Source organism: Pseudodesulfovibrio profundus (assembly GCF_900217235.1).
In the GTDB taxonomy this organism is placed as follows: Bacteria; Desulfobacterota; Desulfovibrionia; order Desulfovibrionales; family Desulfovibrionaceae; genus Pseudodesulfovibrio; species Pseudodesulfovibrio profundus.
Window position 1 is genome coordinate 1,323,017 of record NZ_LT907975.1, and the last position, 17,214, is coordinate 1,340,230.

Sequence of the window (17,214 nt, forward strand, 5' to 3'; positions counted from 1 at the left end):
TCAGGAGCGGCACGCTTCTTCTCCGTCACATCTTTTCTGGCAGAAGTTCGCTTTCTTCTCTGGTCAGGGAACAAGAAAGTTGCCCGATCCTGCGCCACCTGCTATCAGGTTCAGATATGAACACGATTCAATCCATCAATAGTTTCCTCAGTGATCGCGGCTGGCTACATATCACTGACCCGGAAGAGGAGATTCGCTTTCTTGCTGCTGGGGAGTACAACGCCAATTACCTGATCACCATCAATGAAATATATGGGCAGGCGCAGCACGTCTTTCGCATCAATCACGGCAGCCAGCTCGGACTGGATCGTCAGATTGAATATGAATATGCGGTGCTCCACGCGCTATCGCGCTCCGGCGTGACTCCGCGCCCGTTCTTCTGCGAGCCAGAGCCTGGATATGATGAACTGGGCCACGGGGTGTTGCTCATGGAATATCTCCCCGGCGTGCCGCTCGATTACAAAAAGGATTGGCAGGAAGCCGCATCCATCTTTGCCAAGGTCCACGCCCAGCCGGTCAATGATGCTCTGATAGTCCAGGCCAATCCGGTCCTTGAGATCGCCCGGGAGAGCGAAGGGTTGATTCGTCGCTTTGATGATCATCCTTTGCAAGAGCAAAGGGACATGCTCCTCTCCTATCTGGATAGGATCATGGACCTCGCGGACAAGGCCGCCCCGCTTTTTGAGGATGATCCTATGGTCATCGTCAACACCGAGGTCAACTCGCACAATTTCATTATTTCGGAAGACGATGATTCCAAACAGGGATGGCTCGTGGACTGGGAAAAGGCCGTTGTATCGAGCCGTTTTCAGGACATCGGGCATTTTCTTGTTCCCACCACCACACTCTGGAAAACCGATTTCCGATTCGATGACGAAGGGCGCAAGGCATTTGTCGCCGCCTACCTTGAAGCCGCAGACACCGACATGGACCTCGACACGGCCATGCAATGCGCCGACGTCATGGAAAAAACGATTCTGCTGCGTGCCATGTCATGGTGTTTCATGGCATATTACGAATACACCCAATCCAACAGGATGCTAAAGAACAACGACACCTTTGTGAAAATTCAATACAATATGGATAAAATGGAATGTTTCTTCGGGCAGAAAAGATAAACAAATCCTTCAACGGCTCTCCCATCCTGCATGATATCGACTTCACGGTGGATAAAGGGTCGGTCACGTCATTCATCGGACCGTCCGGTGTCGGCAAGACCACCCTGCTCAAAATGATTGCCGGGTTGGAGTCTCCTGACAGCGGCCATTTTGCCTTTGGCGAACCTCCCAGTCGGGAACATCCGGTCATTTTGGTCTTTCAGGACTATCTGCTTTTCCCGAATCTGACGGTGTTCAACAACGTAGCCTTCGGCCTTCGGGCCAGAAAGATCAAAAAGGCTGAAATTCACTCCCGGGTCATGACCCTGCTGGAGCACTTCCAGTTGGCAGGCAAATCGGATGAATATCCCGCTAGCCTGTCAGCAGGACAACAGCAACGCGTGGCCCTTGCCCGGGCCATGGTCGTCAATCCGGCCATTCTTCTGCTCGATGAACCGTTCGCCAACCTTGACCGCAATCTCAAGATGCGCACAGCCGAGTTCATTCGGGATACGCAACAGGAATTCGGTGTGACCACGATTTGCGTGACCCATGATCAGGATGAGGCGTTTCTGATGTCTGACGATATTGGAGTCATCCTGAACGGCAAGCTGGCGCAATTCGCCTCGGCCCGGGATGTATACGCACATCCGGCATCCTTTGAAGTGGCCGAATTCCTCGGTCCGGTGAACACTCTTACCGAGCCGGATGCTGCTCTGCTGGGTATTCAAATACGGGATGGCGGCTATTTCGTCCGCCCGGAAAACCTGTCCATCCGGCCCGATGACAATGGCAGCGGCATCATCCGCCGGGCCATCTTTGCAGGGCGAACCAACAAATATGAAGTCGATTGGAAAGGAACGCGTCTGACCGTCATCAGCGGGGGGGTCGACATCCGCGAGGGACAGCGCGTGCATATACAGTATCAACCCAAGGAGAAATAGATGATTCGTTTTGCCGTTATGATAGTTTTGCTTCTGACCCTGCTGCCGGGCTGCGCGTCCGAACCGCCAAAACAAAGCGACAAAGCCTTGCTTGAGTCGAGCTGGGAATCAATTACCAGTTCAGCCGAAGGCAGTACCGTACGATTTTACATGTACGGAGGATTCACTCATGTGAACAAGTGGATCGACACGTATGTGGCAGAGGAAGTCAAAAACCGGTACGGCATCGAGCTGGTTCGTGTTCCCATGGACGCAGGCGTCTTCGTCAACAAGCTCCTTACCGAAAAGAGTGCCGAAAAAACCGTTGGTTCCATCGACCTGCTCTGGATCAACGGCGAAAATTTCAAGGCCACCAAAGAGGCCGAGACCCTATTCGGTCCCTATGCAGACAAACTGCCCAACTACCAGAAGTATGTCGACAAAGGACTGGCATCCTTCGATTTCGGCTATCCTACCGAAGGATATGAAACACCATACGGCAAAGCGCAGTTTGTCTTCGAGTACGACACAGCCCGCTCCACTACGCCCCCAAGCAGCCATGCGGATCTGTTGGAGTGGGTCAAGGCCAACCCCGGTCGATTCACGTATCCCCAGCCGCCGGACTTCACCGGTTCCGCCTTCATCCGACAGGTGTTCTATGCCGTAACCAATGGTGCGGATCAGTACCTTTCGGGCTGGAGTCAGGCTAAATTTGATGAGCAGGCACCCAAGTTGTGGGCTTTCCTCAATGAACTCAAGCCGTACCTCTGGCAGGAAGGCAAATCATACCCCAAAAGCTCTGCCGAGATGGATACCCTGTTTGCACGAGGCGAACTGGACATAAACATGTCCTATCATCCCCTGCATGCCCAATCCAAGATACTTGACGGCTCCTACCCCGACACGGTGCGCACCTTTGTGCTGAAAGAAGGGGCCATCTTCAACCTGCACTTCACGGCCATCCCGGCCAATGCACCCAACAAGGCCGGAGCCATGGTTGTCGCCAACTTCCTGATGTCTCCCGAAGCGCAGCTTTCCAAATTCGACCCTGCTAATTGGGGCGACTTTCCTGCCATTGAACTGATGACGCTGCCACCGGAAGAGCGCAAGAAATTCGAAGCCATTGAACTGGGTAAGGCTACCCTTACACCACAGGAACTGAACAAAGTGGCCGTGCCGGAAATCCCGGCGGAATACGTCGAAGCCCTGGAAAAGGGCTGGGAGGAAAATGTCCTCAGATAAACGGACATCTGCGAGCAGTGCGGCAAAGGTCTTCATCAGACTTTTGCCGCTGCTCATTCCCTTTGTTCTGCTTTTTCTGGGAGGGTTGGGCATGGCTGTGGTGCAGTCCTTCGGATTCCTTCTGCCGGTCCAGACAACGGGCGAGCCGTTTTCCGCCTACACTGCTTTACTGCAACCACACTTCATTCAATCAGCCCTGTTTTCCCTTTGGGTCGCTCTGGCGTCGACCACACTTTCCGTGACCATCGGTGCGGTCCTGGCCTATGCAATCTGGCAAATGCCGCACAAGCTCTCAAGGCTCTCGGTCGTATATAAAATCCCACTCATACTGCCGCACATATCCGTGGCGTTTATTGTTCTTATTTTCTGGAGTCAGTCAGGTGTCTTCGCTTCCCTGGCATACCAATTCGGATTCATTGATGCACCAGCCGACTTTCCACCCGTTATTCACAGCGGACTAGGGCTCGGCATGATTCTCGCCTACGTGCTCAAGGAAGTGCCTTTTGTCATCATCCTGACCCTCGCCGTCCTGCGTCGGCTTGACCCACGACTGATCCAGACAGCGACCATGCTGGGCAGTTCCCCGGTATCAACATTCCGAAGCGTTGCCTTGCCGCACATGAAACCGGCCCTGCACACGGCAGGAATCATTTTATTTCTCTACGGATTCGGGGCGTTCGATATTCCGTTTCTGCTCAGTGAAAGCTCGCCCGGCATGTTGAGCATGGAAGTGTACAATCTTTTTTTCCGTCGTGATCTGGTTAACCGGCCCATTGCCATGGCCATACTAGTATGCATGTTCCTTTTCTCTCTGGCCTTCATCGTCATCTATACCAGAATCGCTTCGCGGCTGGATGAAGGGGAGCGCAAACTATGAGGCATCGTCTGTTTTTCGGACTCATAGCCTTCACTTCCCTGATCCCGCTGGTGGTTCTCATCCTCTATGTCATGGCGCCGAGGTGGAAATTTCCCGATGTCATCCCTTCGGAGTTCAACCTGCACGCCATCCAGTACCTGTGGACGCAAAGAGGGCCGCTGGTCGGGCACCTGCTCTCCTCTCTGGGCTACTCGCTCCTCACGGCGATTCTCACATTTCTCCTCTGTATCGGCCCTGCACACCTGTTCGCCCGAAGACGGTTCAGGGGCAAACACCTGCTGGAAGGTATCCTGCTCGCTCCCGCCCTTGTTCCGGCCATGACATTTTCCATGGGGGTGCATTACATTTTCATCAAGGTGGGATTGGCGGACACCTTCATCGGCATCGTGCTTGTACTGACGGTGTTCAGCTACCCGTATATGCTACGAGCGCTCACGGCAGGCTATCAGGCATTTGGAAAAGAGTATGAACAATGCGCCCACAATCTTGGCGCGGGACCGCTGCAAAGGCTGTGGAGCGTTGAACTGCCCCTGCTGATTCCATCTGCCATTGCGGGCGGTTCGGTTGTCTTTCTGGTGGCGTTCTCGGAGTATTTCCTGGTCTTTCTCATCGGGGGCGGGGCGGTCGATTCATTCACGGGACACCTGTTTCCCTATCTGACCTCATCAGACAGGAGCACAGGATCAATGATGACCCTCATTTTTCTCTGCATCCCGATCCTGCTGTTCTTTCTGATGGAAATGATCATCTCCGTCATCTATCGCAAACGCGGCATGTACTAAGGCCCGTCAGTACACACGCTGTAAGGAAAAGCGAAAGCAACTTCCCTTGCCGGGAGTGGATGTAACACTCAGTGAGCCGTTGTAATGCTGAACAATGTTCCGACTGATAGCCAAACCAAGTCCGGTCCCGAATATCTGGCTTGACCGCTGATTCACGTCGTCCACCTGATAGAAGACATCGAAGATCCTGTCCTGATCCGCCTCGGGGATGCCCCGTCCCGTATCACAGACCGAAAACTGTATGGCATCGGCTGTCACTTGGCCGCGAAGGGTGACCGTTCCTTCATGCGTATACTTGAATGCATTGTTCAACAAGTTGATCAGCACCTGATGAATACGGTCGGCATCTACCCGTACAAAGGCTTCTGACGTAGGCCGTTCCAATATGAACTCAACGTCCCTGTTCTGCTCCGTATAGATGACCACCGATCGTGCGGCGCGATCGAGAATATCCCTTACATCCTCGTGACTGTCACGCCACTCCATCCGACCGGATTCGATCTTGCTGAGATCCAGCAGGTCATTGACGAGCACGCCCAGACGATCCGCTTCGTTTCTGACAACCTCCAGATTCTCGGCAAACTGCACGGATTTTTCCCTTGTTTCGACATGCTCTTCGAGGCGAGGGCGAAAACGGACATTGAAGTTCCGATCCATGAGCTTGAGGAACCCGATGATGGATGTGAGCGGAGTCCGCAGTTCGTGCGAGGCCGATGCCAGGAACAGGGTCTTGTTTTCATCCATGGCGATGAGCTTGCGTTCCGCTTCCTTGCGAACGGCAATCTCGGTGCGCAGATCATCACTGTATTCGGTCAGCTTTTGCATGAACCAGTTGAAATAACCGGCAAGCAGGCCGATCTCGTCACGGGAGTGCTGCTTCATCCGAACGGAAAAATCGCCACTGGCTGCCTTGGCAAAGTCACTTTGCAGCTCTTCGAGCGGTTTTGTTATCTGTGAAGATATCCAGATGGATAGAGGCAGGATCAGGATGATGAGGATTGTCAAGGCCACAACAAAGACCAGTGTTATCGAATCCAGAGGTCCCTCAAAATCTTCATACAGGCTCGACGATGCCACAATCCAACCAAGCTCGGGTATATCCTGAAAGTAGGCGATTTTTTTTCGTAACCCCGGATCACCCGGATTCTGCCACAAGTAATTGATCTGCCCATTCTTCTTCTCAACAATCTGTTCTGCCACCTGGCTCAACCGGGGATCACCGTATTCGCTGTAATGTTTGTCCTGCAAATGAGGGTGCATGAGCATATGCCCCTCATAATCAATGATGAAGTGCGCCTCCCCCCATCCTTTGGACCACTGATCGGTCTTTTTAAGGTGGAGCCCGGCGTCCGAGTTTGTGCCTCCGAGGAGGCGGGTCGCCATAGCCGTTGTGGAGCGTAGCCCGTCCCCGTAGGGGCGGCCCGAAGGGCCGAGGGCGGAGCGGAGCAACGGCTACGAGCCAAGTCAATGAACATTCAAGTTGCCCCTGTATACGTCAGCGGGAGTTCTTTTGTCCAACGACGAATGACCGCGCTCCTCGTTGTAGTACCGAAAATAGCGCGTAAGCCCATGGTATAGCTCGATCCCATCACAGTACGCCCTGGGGTAAATATCCTCATATTTCACCGTCCACCACAGCCGCTCAATGAAGACGTTGTCGATTGCGCGACCTTTGCCGTCCATGCTGATTGCAATTCCCTTGCTCTGCAGAACTCCGGTAAATTCACGACTCGTGAACTGCGCTCCCTGGTCCGTGTTGAACACCTCCGGCGTAGAGATGCGCAAAGCCTTGTTGAGCGCATCCACGCAGAAAGAACTATCCATCGAGTTCGATAGCTCCCAAGCCAGCACGAAGCGGCTCCACCAGTCTATCACTGCCACCAGGTACAGAAAGCCGCGCTGCATGGGGATGTAGGTGATATCAGCGCTCCAGACTTGATTTTTTCGTTCAATGGCAACTCCTTTCAGCAGATAAGGAAACACGGGATGCTCCGGGTTGGGGACACTCGTATGCGGCCCTGGAGTAATGGCCTGCAAGCCCATCATCTGCATCAGTCGCTCAACCCGCTTGTGGTTGACCTGATGCCCTTGTGTCCTCAGCCAATCTGTCATGCGCGGCGAGCCGTAATCAGGCTGACGCAGGTACTGCTCGTCGATCAGACGCATCAGGGCCAAATTTTCATCGGATTCGGCTACAGGCTTGTAGTAAAATCCCGAACGGGAAATGCCTGCCAACTTGCATTGCCGCCGGATGGAATACTCCCGATCTGGTTTGATCCACTGGCGGCGCACCTCAAGCGGCAGGCTTACAACTTTTTTTCAAGCCACTTGATGTCCATCTTGAGCCGACCGATCTCCTCAAATAACGGTGCGGTTATCTCCTCCTGGCTTTTGGCTTTCTTGCCACTGGAAAAGATGTCATCGACATTCTCAAGGAGCTGCCGCTTCCACGTGGAAATCTGATTGGGGTGCACTTTGTACTCCGCAGCCAGTTGCGCAAGCGTCTTCACGCCACGAATCGCCTCAAGTGCGACCTTGGCCTTAAACTTGTCCGAATGTTTCCGTCTTTTGCTGCTCTTTGTCATGCGTCCTTCCTTATCGGTTTAAGGACGCTGACTCCACCTTAACCGGTGGTCCGAATTTCGGGGGAAAGCGCAAAGGGGTATCCCGATTCCCCGTAACCAAGATTGAGAATGCGCTGCTTGAAGTCTGAAATATTGACGAGATCAGTAAATTCATCGCGGTAGGTTGATACGGAAATGATCCAGTCCCACGGCTCGAAATACGTCATGTAAATGGCTTTCGGACGACTGACTTTTTCGAGCGGCTCACGCCAATCATACGTCATGAACCCGGATTTGCTCTGTATCTGCTCCTGTACGAACGGTAACCCCGACAGATCTACATCGAGCAGGCTGCGCTTGTGGTGCACAACCATGATGCCATTGCTGTTCAAACAGTAAACACGCCCCGCACTTCCAAGCTTCTGACTCAGGAACACATCTGTCGCCTGTTTTTTGGCCTCCGCCTCAGACAAAAAACCGCGCTGAACCTGACGATGCAGATGACGGGCGACATCAAGATTCTTTTCCGCAACCGCTCGCATGTAGTTTCTGATGGCGACATCGGCGCTGTTCAAAACCATGTTCCGAATAGTCTCGGTCGTACGAGTCAGCTCACTTTGGATATTGTCGCGTACAATGGTTCGCACCTGATAGAAGATGAACGCTCCGGTCACTGCAAAGGAGAGCATGAAGATCAGGGAGTACGTGATGAACAGACGGTTCCTGATGCGTATATTTTGCAAGCACTTCAGCATCTGCTACCCATCTACCCTTTCGGCAGGGAAAAAAACGGTTTGAATCCGCGAGGACCGAACAGTCCCTCGTAGGGATAACTGTCGATATTGTCTGGCGTAACCATAGGTATGAAAGGCCCGGAGCGAAATGGAAAATCCTTTCCCGCCTCTTCGCCCTCCAGGATGCGAATCATCATATCAACGGCCATTCTCCCCTGAAACACCGTCAGGTCCGAAGGCGCTCCCGCCACCCGACCGCTTTTGATCATATCGTACAAGGGGGGAATAAGATAGGTGGAGATGACATGTGTCCGGCCATCCTGCGCGGTTTCCCGCAGATAGTGGGCAGCAGCTTCCGCAGCCACGGCATTGCCAATGATGTAATCAACAGGGCCATGGTCGGTCAGCACCTCTTCAACCAATCGCCGCTGCACGTCTAATCCGGTATCGCCCCAACGAACATCAACAATATCGACGGTACCGGGATGGTACTGCAACGCTTCCTGAAATCCCTGCAACGAGTCCGGCGCCCATCCGGAGCAGAACGGTCCCGGGAAAAAGGCGACAGTCACTGTATCCATACCGGCCCGGTCTGCATGCTCGGAGAAATATTCACCGGCATAAAAACCCATTTCGTAAAATGAAACCATGGCTTTTGCCGCGATGTCCGGTGCCTGAATGTCGTTGATCACTTCCACGACCGGAATGTTACGGGCCTTCATCTCATTGACCAACGCATCCAGCCCCAGATAGCTGACAGCCCCCAGAATGATCCCATCCACACCACTGTCAGCCAGTTGCCGGACCTGATCAATCTGGTTCTCAAGCTCATCGTATCCACCGGCCTGCAGTAACTTGAGGCCGACTCCCATCCGTTGCGCTTCCCGGATGATCCCGTAGTTGACCGACACCCAATAAGGGTCTTTCAAATGAGGAAAACTCACACCAAGTACATAATCCTTGGGCGCTTGAGGGGGAGGAACCCACTCTTCGAGGCGTGGTCTGCTCAAACTTTTGGCAGCTTGTCCCGGCTGTTTGCTGTCAATGACGTATTCACCATAATAGCTTTTCACCTGAATGGGCCACCATTCATCCTCTGGATTAGAAGATGCACGACCATTCAAGTCCAGCAAGACCACTGCGAGAGCAGTGATCACTATTACTAATGAAAGCCGCCAAAGGTGCTTCAAACGTACATCCTTGAGTTCAAATAGTTGATATAAATCAGCAGTGACACCACTGACAGCGTTTACGCATAAGTAACGTAGCAATTCTAGCCAAGTAGGAAAAGTGGAACCGCCAGTATTTTACTACATACCCACCGGCTCTTTCCAAATGCAAGTTATTCGAGAAAGAAAAAAAGGATTTCTACTGAGTGCTCAACGCACAATCCTGGTGATGATCTTCGCTGATATCCTGCTGAACGGGATGGTCAGAATCGATGTCGCGACAAATGCCACCACAAAACGCAGCAGGCCCTGCATCACGGTTACCCGTCCGCCTTCGACCTCGAACAGGTAGGAAAAGGCAAAGATGGGTAAGACATGCAGGATGTAGATACCGAACACATGACGGCTGGCAAACAACACGTATCGGCGAAAGGGTTCCCACATTTCCACGCATTTCATGATGAAATCACGAGCTATCAGGGTAAGGAAGACTGCGACGAATCCGCTGGACAGGAAATACAGGTCTGGACTGTAGGCGTGCTTGACCAGATCCGGGTCAAGTTTCAGCCCTACCAGCGTTCCGGCAGCCACAGCCAAAGAGATCAGCAGCCCGGGAACGAGCAACTTCATCCCTACATGCTGCAACCGGGTATAGTACAGGGCACCGAAGACGTAATAGATGCTCAAGGTCAGCACCTTTTCCATGTGAAGTCGTCCCAAAGTCATCATTTCTCCAAGATCGACATAGTGTTGCATGGTAGCGACAATGACCATGAGCGCCATCAGCAGGTACAACAGTACAACTTTTTTACGCAGCAGGACAAAAAACAAGGGGGCAATGATCGTGATCAACAGCAGCGTCTGCAGGAACCACACGTGCTGGACGGAAAAAGGCGAAGCGTTGCCAGGATTGATCTGTACCCATTTCAACAACGAGGTCATCGAAAACGGCGGCAGGCTGAGATTGACGGCCATATAATACGCCAGCACGATGAGGCACAGAAGCGCATAAGGAACAAGGAGTCCGACAAGGCGTTTTTTATAGAATGAGCCCAGCTCAGCGGACCGCTCGAAACTGTAAAAGGTGACCGCGCCCGAAACAAAAAAGAACACTGTCGGTAACAGTGTAAATACCGAAGTGTACGGTTTGTAGGCCCATAAAGCGCCACAATGGGCAAGAACCACTCCCAGAATCATGAGGGTCTTCAAGTAATTCAGATACACGCTTTCCCGTGTCGACAACTCCTGCACGAAAGGCCTCCCCTCTATCGAAATTTCTTCTCTCTACAAAAAAATATGCGTATATGTATCGCATGGGTGTGTTTTTCGCCACTTAATTATTGTTTACATTTTTACCTTTATTGAGGGCCATGAATGACAACGACTACGACCAAGCTTTTCTTCACGGGTGGATGGGATTCAACTTTCAGGCTGCTGGAATTGCTGGTCGCTGAAAAACGGCCGGTTCAGCCTATATATGTTATTGATCCCGACCGGTGGTCGCTCCGAGAAGAACAAAAGGCCATGGCCGACATCAAAACAACAGTGGTCGAACGCTTCCCTGAAGCCGCCAACCTTCTCAAGCCGACAATGATCATCGACAAGACCGACCTCAAACCGGATCCTGCATTCAAGGCATGCGAACAGAAACTTCTGGAAACCAACATTTTCGGTTCACAATATGAATGGCTGGGGCGGGCGGCCAAGCAATTCGGACTGGAGGGTGCGGAAGTATGCGTTGAGTATTCCGAGATCAAAGTCGCCGGGTGTTATGTCACCATCAACCCGCTAGTCGAACAGATTGAAGATGGTTCCTACTACTTTGCCGAAGAACATAAGAACACGCTCGAATACCAGTTTTTCGGGATGTACTCCTTTCCGGTCATGCGCACGAGCAAGGCCGAAATGATGGAAAAAGCCGAAAAGTATGGATTTCTGGATATCCTTGAAATGTCATGGTTTTGCCACAAGCCGAATTTTTTGGGACAGGCGTGCGGCATGTGCAATCCGTGCAAGGATGCCATGACCATGGAAATGACCCACAGAGTGCCGCCCTTCGGACGGTTCTGCTACCATCTGAAAAGGAATCTGAACCCCAGAACCCACTTGCAGCATTTTCCCAAAGTGTACGACTATCTACGCACACTCAAGCGAAAGCTGAAAGGATAACTCCCTTAACGAGACAGTGCGGTGATGTAGCCGTAGACTTTGTCCCGGAAACGCGCGTACTCCTCGGCTCCACTCCCGGGGCCGGGGATGCTTGTATCCTTTCCACCTGCCTTGCGTGTAAGTGACAAAGTGGACTTCAGCCACCCGACACTTCGGCCGGAATCTAGCGGTTCAGCCTGAACCTTGACCAGCCACTCCGCCGCTTCAGCAGCTTTGGGGCCTCCCTGCCGCACCAGTTGCTCAAGCAACAAGAGCAGTCGGTAATCTTCCATACCCTGGGTGGCCCATTCAAATTTCAAAGCGTAATCCAAGCCGCCATCTGACCGCGGGAAGACCATCATTGCGTCGAACTCCCGGCCGTCCAAATCGTAATAGGGATAGTTCTGACTTCCGGTCAGGCTCCAGCCCAACTGATGATCCATCCCTTTTTTGGCGGCTCGATACATGCCCACACCAAAGGCGTATCGACCATTGGTAAAGAGTTTTGCCGCCTGATTGTACAATCCCCAGCGGATGCCCTTGGTCTTGAGCAGCACTGCATATTCCTCGGTCTGGCTGGAAAGGGAAATATCCGTCATCAGCAGATTGAGGTCAGCCCCTTTTTCATCGGCCTTGAGCGGTTGGCTGTACCCGCCGCGTCGCAGGAACGGGTAGTATTTCTCAACCATGCGCGCACGCTTGAGATCACGATCCACTTTCTGCGAATAACCGGTGGCTTCATCACTCAAGTCCATCACCACGGGCAGCCAGTTTTCATCTTCCATGTGCTCTTTCAGCACCTCGGCAGTCTTTGTGCGATACTTTTCCTGACTCATGCCCGCAATAGGCCCATGCTTGTCGAGGTCGATCACGCGCCAACCGGCATAGGAGAACACCTTGTGCTCGAAACCGAGTTCACGGGCTTTCTTCATGATCCAATCGGTCTCGTCCGCTTCCAGGCTCACGAATTTTTTGGATGTCTTCCACGTCCCGCCGGGCAGGCCGGTCCACGAGGTGAATCCGCGATCAGCCAGTGCTTCCAGTGCCTTGAGGCGGTATGCCTGTTCAGTTGCTGTTTTTTCCGACAATTTGAAATACCCGAAACTGACCGGGTTCAAACCGAAGAAACCAACGGCGATATCCGCTTTGGGCAACACATGATCCATGACCTGCAACGAAATGGGGTAGCGCGTTTCCTTACCGTGCATGGCAAGTGTCAGCTCGCCATCATATTGGCCTGATCTGATGGAAGGCGTAACCGGCACCTGATACCAGAGCAGGACGCTTTCTCCACGGCGAACCGTGATTCCCTTTTCGCCCACAGGCTTGAAGAATCTCGGTGCCAGCTCATAAATTTCATGGTTCATGGTGTGGCTCTGATATTGCTGCACACCGTATCTGATCCACTCCGCTTCAGGAGCCAACGCTTTACCGGTCGTATTCCTGAGGCTGGAACTGGTGACGGTCAGTAGCGCATCCTCTCCAAGATTGTGGACCATCAACGCCTGCACCGGACGCTCACCCCGGCCACCCTTCAACGAAACAGAATCGCCAACCGACGGAAGAATCTGATTGAAACGCAGTTGCTCATCACTCCCGATAAGCGCCGAGTAATATCCTCGGTCGTGATCGCTTTGTCCGAGCAATTCTGTTCCGCTCGGTTCCTTTTGGGTGATGTCCCGCGACAAGGTCGAAAATTCATCCTTGAGCACCGCGTCGAGACTGGCCAGAAATTCGGATGCCTTTGCCCGCTCCTCAGCCGGATAGATAATCAGTGAGTTCAGACAGATGCCTGACTCTGTCCCCTCAAAATCAATGGTCAACTGACCATCAGACACAGTCACTTCAGCTGTATACGGCTTGAATATCTTCTTCAGATACAAATCGAACGGATTGTCATCCGGCGTGGGGGTGACGTTTTCAAAACGCAGGTGATCCTTGAGGTACGACTCGACATCTTCCCGCTCTTCATCGAGCAGGACATTCCCTTCCACTGAAACGCGGCGCTCAGTCCAGAAATGTTCATTCCAGTACCCCAATCCGTTGGGAACAAGCTGAACCACGTACTTTCCATTGGGCAGATCAACGGCAAATGTCCCCTTGAGCATGAACAACCCGTCACGGTGGAGCGTATCGGCATACACCGAATCATGCGTGCGCCATGTTTTGTGATCCTTGAAGCCGAACCCGACATCAGGACTGTAGGCAACACGGCTGTCGACGCCGATAAATCCACGCTGGACATGGGTTTTGCTCTTGACGAAATCAAAGAGCATGGCGCTGGGGAATGGTGACAACTTCGGCGCTTTCAGCAATCGGATGTTATCCACCAGAAAATCGCCGGACTCGCCTTTGTCCTTTTGCTCAATGTAGAACCACGCCTTCTGGATATGTTTCAGGTCGAGGTACCGCTTCACCTTGACGGAGCCACGCTCGCCCACATAGCGATTGATATGAAATTTCAGACGATTCCACCCGGGAGCCAGCATCGAATAGTGATTCAGTTCATTCCAGTAGCCTGAGCCGTGAATATCTCCCAGGGCCAGCGACAACTTGTGATTACCGGATGTCGGATTGTGGATGTCGAGGGCGATGTAATCGTATCCGTCCCAATTGGTCGCCTGCAGTTTTTTCACGTCCACGTTGATGAACCGATTGACCGGCACCACCGCCGACTGATCTCCTTGAGTCGAATCCTTGGTAGAATATCCGGTCATGCGTAGGGTGCCACCTTCTGTGGAGGCATCTGCCGACTCGAAACCGAGCAGTATGCGCTCATCTCCAACCGAGGCAACAGCGTCCGATCGTGTGGCTGTGTTCTCATATCCGCACACCGGGCAGTACCGGGCCTCGGCGTCATGCCAGCGCATGCAATCAGGACAACGCACACCCTGCCCGGGAGGATTGACCTTGGATGCGGGCAGATTGGCGGATTTCATTTCAAAGGCGGCAGTCTCTCCCTGATACGCCTCGATGGTGAAATCATCTATCCAGATCATGCCAGCAGCACGAAGCCGGAACCAGAACGTGATGCCCTTCTTCTGATTATCGATGGTGAACCGGATTGTGCTCCACGCATTGGTGCCGGATACATCCTTGCTTGCGTACTCGATTTTCGGGGAGGCCTGATAAAATATCCAAAGCGGACCGTATCGATTTTCCTGCACATCAAGGGTTCGGATGCGAGCGGTGACAAGATACTTTCCGGGCGGCACATCAAGCTTGCGGTACACGGTGGACGATTCACCGGCGTTGCACGAAAGGTAGAGGCTGCCGGGCGCATCAGCGCCGATGCCGGGGCGGTACTCCCCCTCCCCGTTGCCGTAAAACGTCCACCCCTCTCTGTCGGAATCAAAGGAATACGTTTCAGCCCTTGCCGACGAAGCACACAGGACAACTGACAAAATGACCGCCGACAACAACGTGGTGATCCGAAAGAGCATTGAAAACCTCTCCATGCTGTGAATGACATCGGGGACGCACACGGGTCCCACCTGAAAGCATTGAATGTCGTTACCGCGACACACGGGATTGAATCGAAACATCCACCTTCTCTACCACAAATGATGCCGTCATGCTAACGAACACGCCCCAGAAGAAGCATGTTTCGGGGCTGAAATGCGCAGCTCTGCTGAGAAGGTAGAGGACCGGCGGGTGAACGAGGTAGAAATAATATGTCACATCGGGAATCGGTGGGATGGCGGGATAGGAACGGTGCGCCAATCGGCTGTTCAGCCAACGGTCAACAGCCCGCAGGCCGTTCTTTGTCTGATTGGACAGCATGTATCCCATAAAAAAGGCGATGATCCAAAAAGCCAGTTTGCCGCCCAGAAGATACTCCAGCGTCCCCCATGTATTCATGACAAGATAGAGCATCAGGCAAAGCAGCGCGAGTATAGCCAACCGCCCTGTTTTCGCCAGCCCGGACAGGAAGACCGCCAGGTACAGCCCCAAAATGAGGGTCACGAACCACGTTGCCTCAAATAACGGGGTAACGAAAAACTGGAGCCCGATCAGTTCCATGACCACCGAAAAAAATCCCTTGGGCTTGGCCTGAACCACCATATTCAGCACCAGCATGGGAATGCCGATAATCCATGCCGGGACGAGGATGCGGAAGATTTTCTTGCGCAGCCAGCCAACCGTGTCATTGATGCGGGACTGCGAGAATGCTCCGGCCAGAAGACAGAATATGCCGATGGCTATGATGGGCGAAAGGCCGTAATTGGATATCTGCCCAATGCTTTTGAGGTAGTGATGGGAAAAGATCATGCTGCATGCCAGCCACCGCAACAGGGTGGCAGAAACGATGGTCCGCGCACCAGCATCGACGGCACTATGTTCTTGGGTCATATGAACTGCCCTGCTTGAGTTTGTACCGCCGTTTTTTCTTTTTCTGCTCCGGCTCCGGTTCCATCTGCGTTGGTTCCTCCTCTGCCACAGGACGGAGGTGCTGCCCCTTGATATCCCTGTACACGGCCTCGATCATCACGAAAAAAAACAGCGACAAGGCATAGAACGCAACGGAAAGGAACGTGATGCAGACGAAATATCCCCACAACCCGGCCTCCAGACCATGGACAAGGGGTAGCCTCGGGTCTTTCTTGTCCAATGTTCGTCGCAATTCCCGAAGTCGTCGCCAACTGACGAGCATCACGGAGAACAGGAAACAAAAGCCCGGGATACCGGTCTCAAGGGCCATTTCGATGTAGGAATTGTGCGCCTCCATCCAGACGCCCTCGTCCATTTCCTCTTCGGTCAAGGTTGTGCTCTGCCCAAGACCAACGCCCGCAATAGGATTCTTGATGATCTTTTCCAGATCTGCGGCCCAGACCACAAGACGTCCCTGCTTTCCGGAGACATTGTAGTCATTCTCGATATCCAGGGTGTTCACCAGTCTTGTCAGGTTCTCCTGCGGTACGGCCACGATAAAGACCAGCACCGACATGATGACGATGAGCACTTTCTTGAGCATGCTGATGGAAGAAACGAACAGGACGTATGCACCAACCATGAACAGGCCCAGCATACCGCCGCGGGAACCGGACAGGGCAATAGCCACGACGCATACGGCAACGCCCCCCGTGAACGCGGCTTTCCAAATGAACTTGGCGTTTTTGATGGCGAAAAACAGAATCGGCAGAATCATGACGGCGATCAGGGCCATCTCGTTGGGGTCATAGGATTTCGTGATCGTATACACGCGAACCGACGCGGATTCGGTGATAGCGGAAAAGAACAGAACGACCAGCAGGCTCACCACATGGGCAAAGACGCCAACAGCCGTCAACCGATACCGGGTGAGCAGGACTGCGGTCAGCAGTACAAAAGTATAGACCTTGAGGAACCCGATGGCAGTCTCCACGGAACCGCCCGGCCATCGACTGAAAGGAATCATGGCAATGGCCCACAGGGTGAAATATGTGATGCGCCGCAGCACTGTGGATTCCTTGAAATACATCAGCGGATTGCTCAGAAAATCCTTTACGCAGAACAACAGCGTAGCGGCCGTGAACAAAAGATTGAAGCGGATAGGACCGCCAAGAGCTTCGTGCGCACGCCCGACAAACAGGAACACCAGGCAGAAGAGAAGGAATCCCCCCATTTTACTGGTAGGTCGAGGGTCCACATGGGACTGGGGGAGCACGGGATCAAATGCTTTTAAACTCAAACGAGCC

14 protein-coding genes are annotated in these 17,214 nt (G+C 53.0%); 6 read left to right on the forward strand and 8 right to left on the reverse strand.

Annotation, left to right across the window (positions count from 1 at the left end; all coding sequences use genetic code 11):
* The first annotated feature begins 116 nt into the window (after positions 1-116).
* The 5 genes from DPRO_RS06425 to DPRO_RS06445 are packed head-to-tail and all read left to right on the forward strand — an operon-like array spanning position 117 to position 4,921.
* Positions 117-1,118: a phosphotransferase family protein gene (locus DPRO_RS06425; RefSeq protein ID WP_097011304.1), complete on the forward strand. Its 1,002-nt coding sequence runs from the start codon at positions 117-119 to the stop codon at positions 1,116-1,118.
* Positions 1,094-2,041, forward strand: a complete 948-nt coding sequence (locus DPRO_RS06430; RefSeq protein ID WP_097011305.1) for an ABC transporter ATP-binding protein — start codon at positions 1,094-1,096, stop codon at positions 2,039-2,041. The genes DPRO_RS06425 and DPRO_RS06430 overlap by 25 nt, the downstream gene beginning before the upstream one ends.
* The gene (locus DPRO_RS06435) at positions 2,042-3,262 is read left to right on the forward strand and encodes an ABC transporter substrate-binding protein (RefSeq protein WP_097011306.1); all 1,221 of its coding nucleotides are present in this window, start codon (positions 2,042-2,044) and stop codon (positions 3,260-3,262) included.
* Positions 3,249-4,139: an ABC transporter permease gene (locus tag DPRO_RS06440; RefSeq protein WP_097011307.1), complete on the forward strand. Its 891-nt coding sequence runs from the start codon at positions 3,249-3,251 to the stop codon at positions 4,137-4,139. The genes DPRO_RS06435 and DPRO_RS06440 overlap by 14 nt, the downstream gene beginning before the upstream one ends.
* Positions 4,136-4,921 (forward strand): ABC transporter permease, encoded by a 786-nt coding sequence (locus tag DPRO_RS06445; protein WP_097011308.1) that lies wholly within the window; start codon positions 4,136-4,138, stop codon positions 4,919-4,921. The genes DPRO_RS06440 and DPRO_RS06445 overlap by 4 nt, the downstream gene beginning before the upstream one ends.
* A gap of 6 nt (positions 4,922-4,927) precedes the next feature.
* Here the strand turns inward: DPRO_RS06445 and DPRO_RS06450 are convergent, their stop codons facing one another.
* The 5 genes from DPRO_RS06450 to DPRO_RS06470 all read right to left on the reverse strand — a co-directional run bounded on the left by DPRO_RS06450 (position 4,928) and on the right by DPRO_RS06470 (position 10,639).
* A complete protein-coding gene (locus tag DPRO_RS06450) occupies positions 4,928-6,304 on the reverse strand; it encodes an ATP-binding protein (RefSeq protein ID WP_097011309.1) in 1,377 nt (458 codons plus the stop codon).
* Positions 6,305-6,385: 81 nt separating this feature from the next.
* A protein-coding gene (locus DPRO_RS06455) for an IS3 family transposase (RefSeq protein WP_407681385.1) occupies positions 6,386-7,506 on the reverse strand; the annotation gives its coding sequence in 2 pieces (ribosomal slippage) (positions 6,386-7,228 and positions 7,231-7,506; 1,119 coding nt in all).
* Positions 7,507-7,544: 38 nt separating this feature from the next.
* Complete coding sequence (locus DPRO_RS06460; RefSeq protein WP_232005723.1) at positions 7,545-8,228, reverse strand: cache domain-containing protein; 684 nt, start codon at positions 8,226-8,228, stop codon at positions 7,545-7,547.
* A 23-nt stretch (positions 8,229-8,251) separates the two neighbouring features.
* Positions 8,252-9,376 carry a TMAO reductase system periplasmic protein TorT gene (gene torT / locus DPRO_RS06465; RefSeq protein ID WP_162291149.1) on the reverse strand — a complete coding sequence of 375 codons (1,125 nt, stop codon included), beginning with the start codon at positions 9,374-9,376 and terminating at the stop codon, positions 8,252-8,254.
* A gap of 222 nt (positions 9,377-9,598) precedes the next feature.
* Positions 9,599-10,639: an acyltransferase family protein gene (locus DPRO_RS06470; RefSeq protein WP_097011312.1), complete on the reverse strand. Its 1,041-nt coding sequence runs from the start codon at positions 10,637-10,639 to the stop codon at positions 9,599-9,601.
* Positions 10,640-10,762: 123 nt separating this feature from the next.
* Between DPRO_RS06470 and DPRO_RS06475 the strand changes: the two genes are divergently transcribed.
* A complete protein-coding gene (locus DPRO_RS06475; RefSeq protein ID WP_097011313.1) occupies positions 10,763-11,557 on the forward strand; it encodes a 7-cyano-7-deazaguanine synthase in 795 nt (264 codons plus the stop codon).
* A gap of 5 nt (positions 11,558-11,562) precedes the next feature.
* On the opposite strand, the gene DPRO_RS06480 is transcribed toward DPRO_RS06475, so the two are convergent.
* The 3 genes from DPRO_RS06480 to DPRO_RS06490 are packed head-to-tail and all read right to left on the reverse strand — an operon-like array spanning position 11,563 to position 17,207.
* A complete protein-coding gene (locus tag DPRO_RS06480; protein ID WP_157917383.1) occupies positions 11,563-14,994 on the reverse strand; it encodes a hypothetical protein in 3,432 nt (1,143 codons plus the stop codon).
* Between the two features lie 55 nt (positions 14,995-15,049).
* Positions 15,050-15,889, reverse strand: coding sequence for an acyltransferase family protein (locus tag DPRO_RS06485; protein WP_097011315.1), 840 nt, complete (start codon positions 15,887-15,889; stop codon positions 15,050-15,052).
* Positions 15,873-17,207 (reverse strand): O-antigen ligase family protein, encoded by a 1,335-nt coding sequence (locus DPRO_RS06490; RefSeq protein ID WP_097011316.1) that lies wholly within the window; start codon positions 17,205-17,207, stop codon positions 15,873-15,875. The genes DPRO_RS06485 and DPRO_RS06490 overlap by 17 nt, the downstream gene beginning before the upstream one ends.
* Positions 17,208-17,214 lie beyond the last annotated feature (7 nt).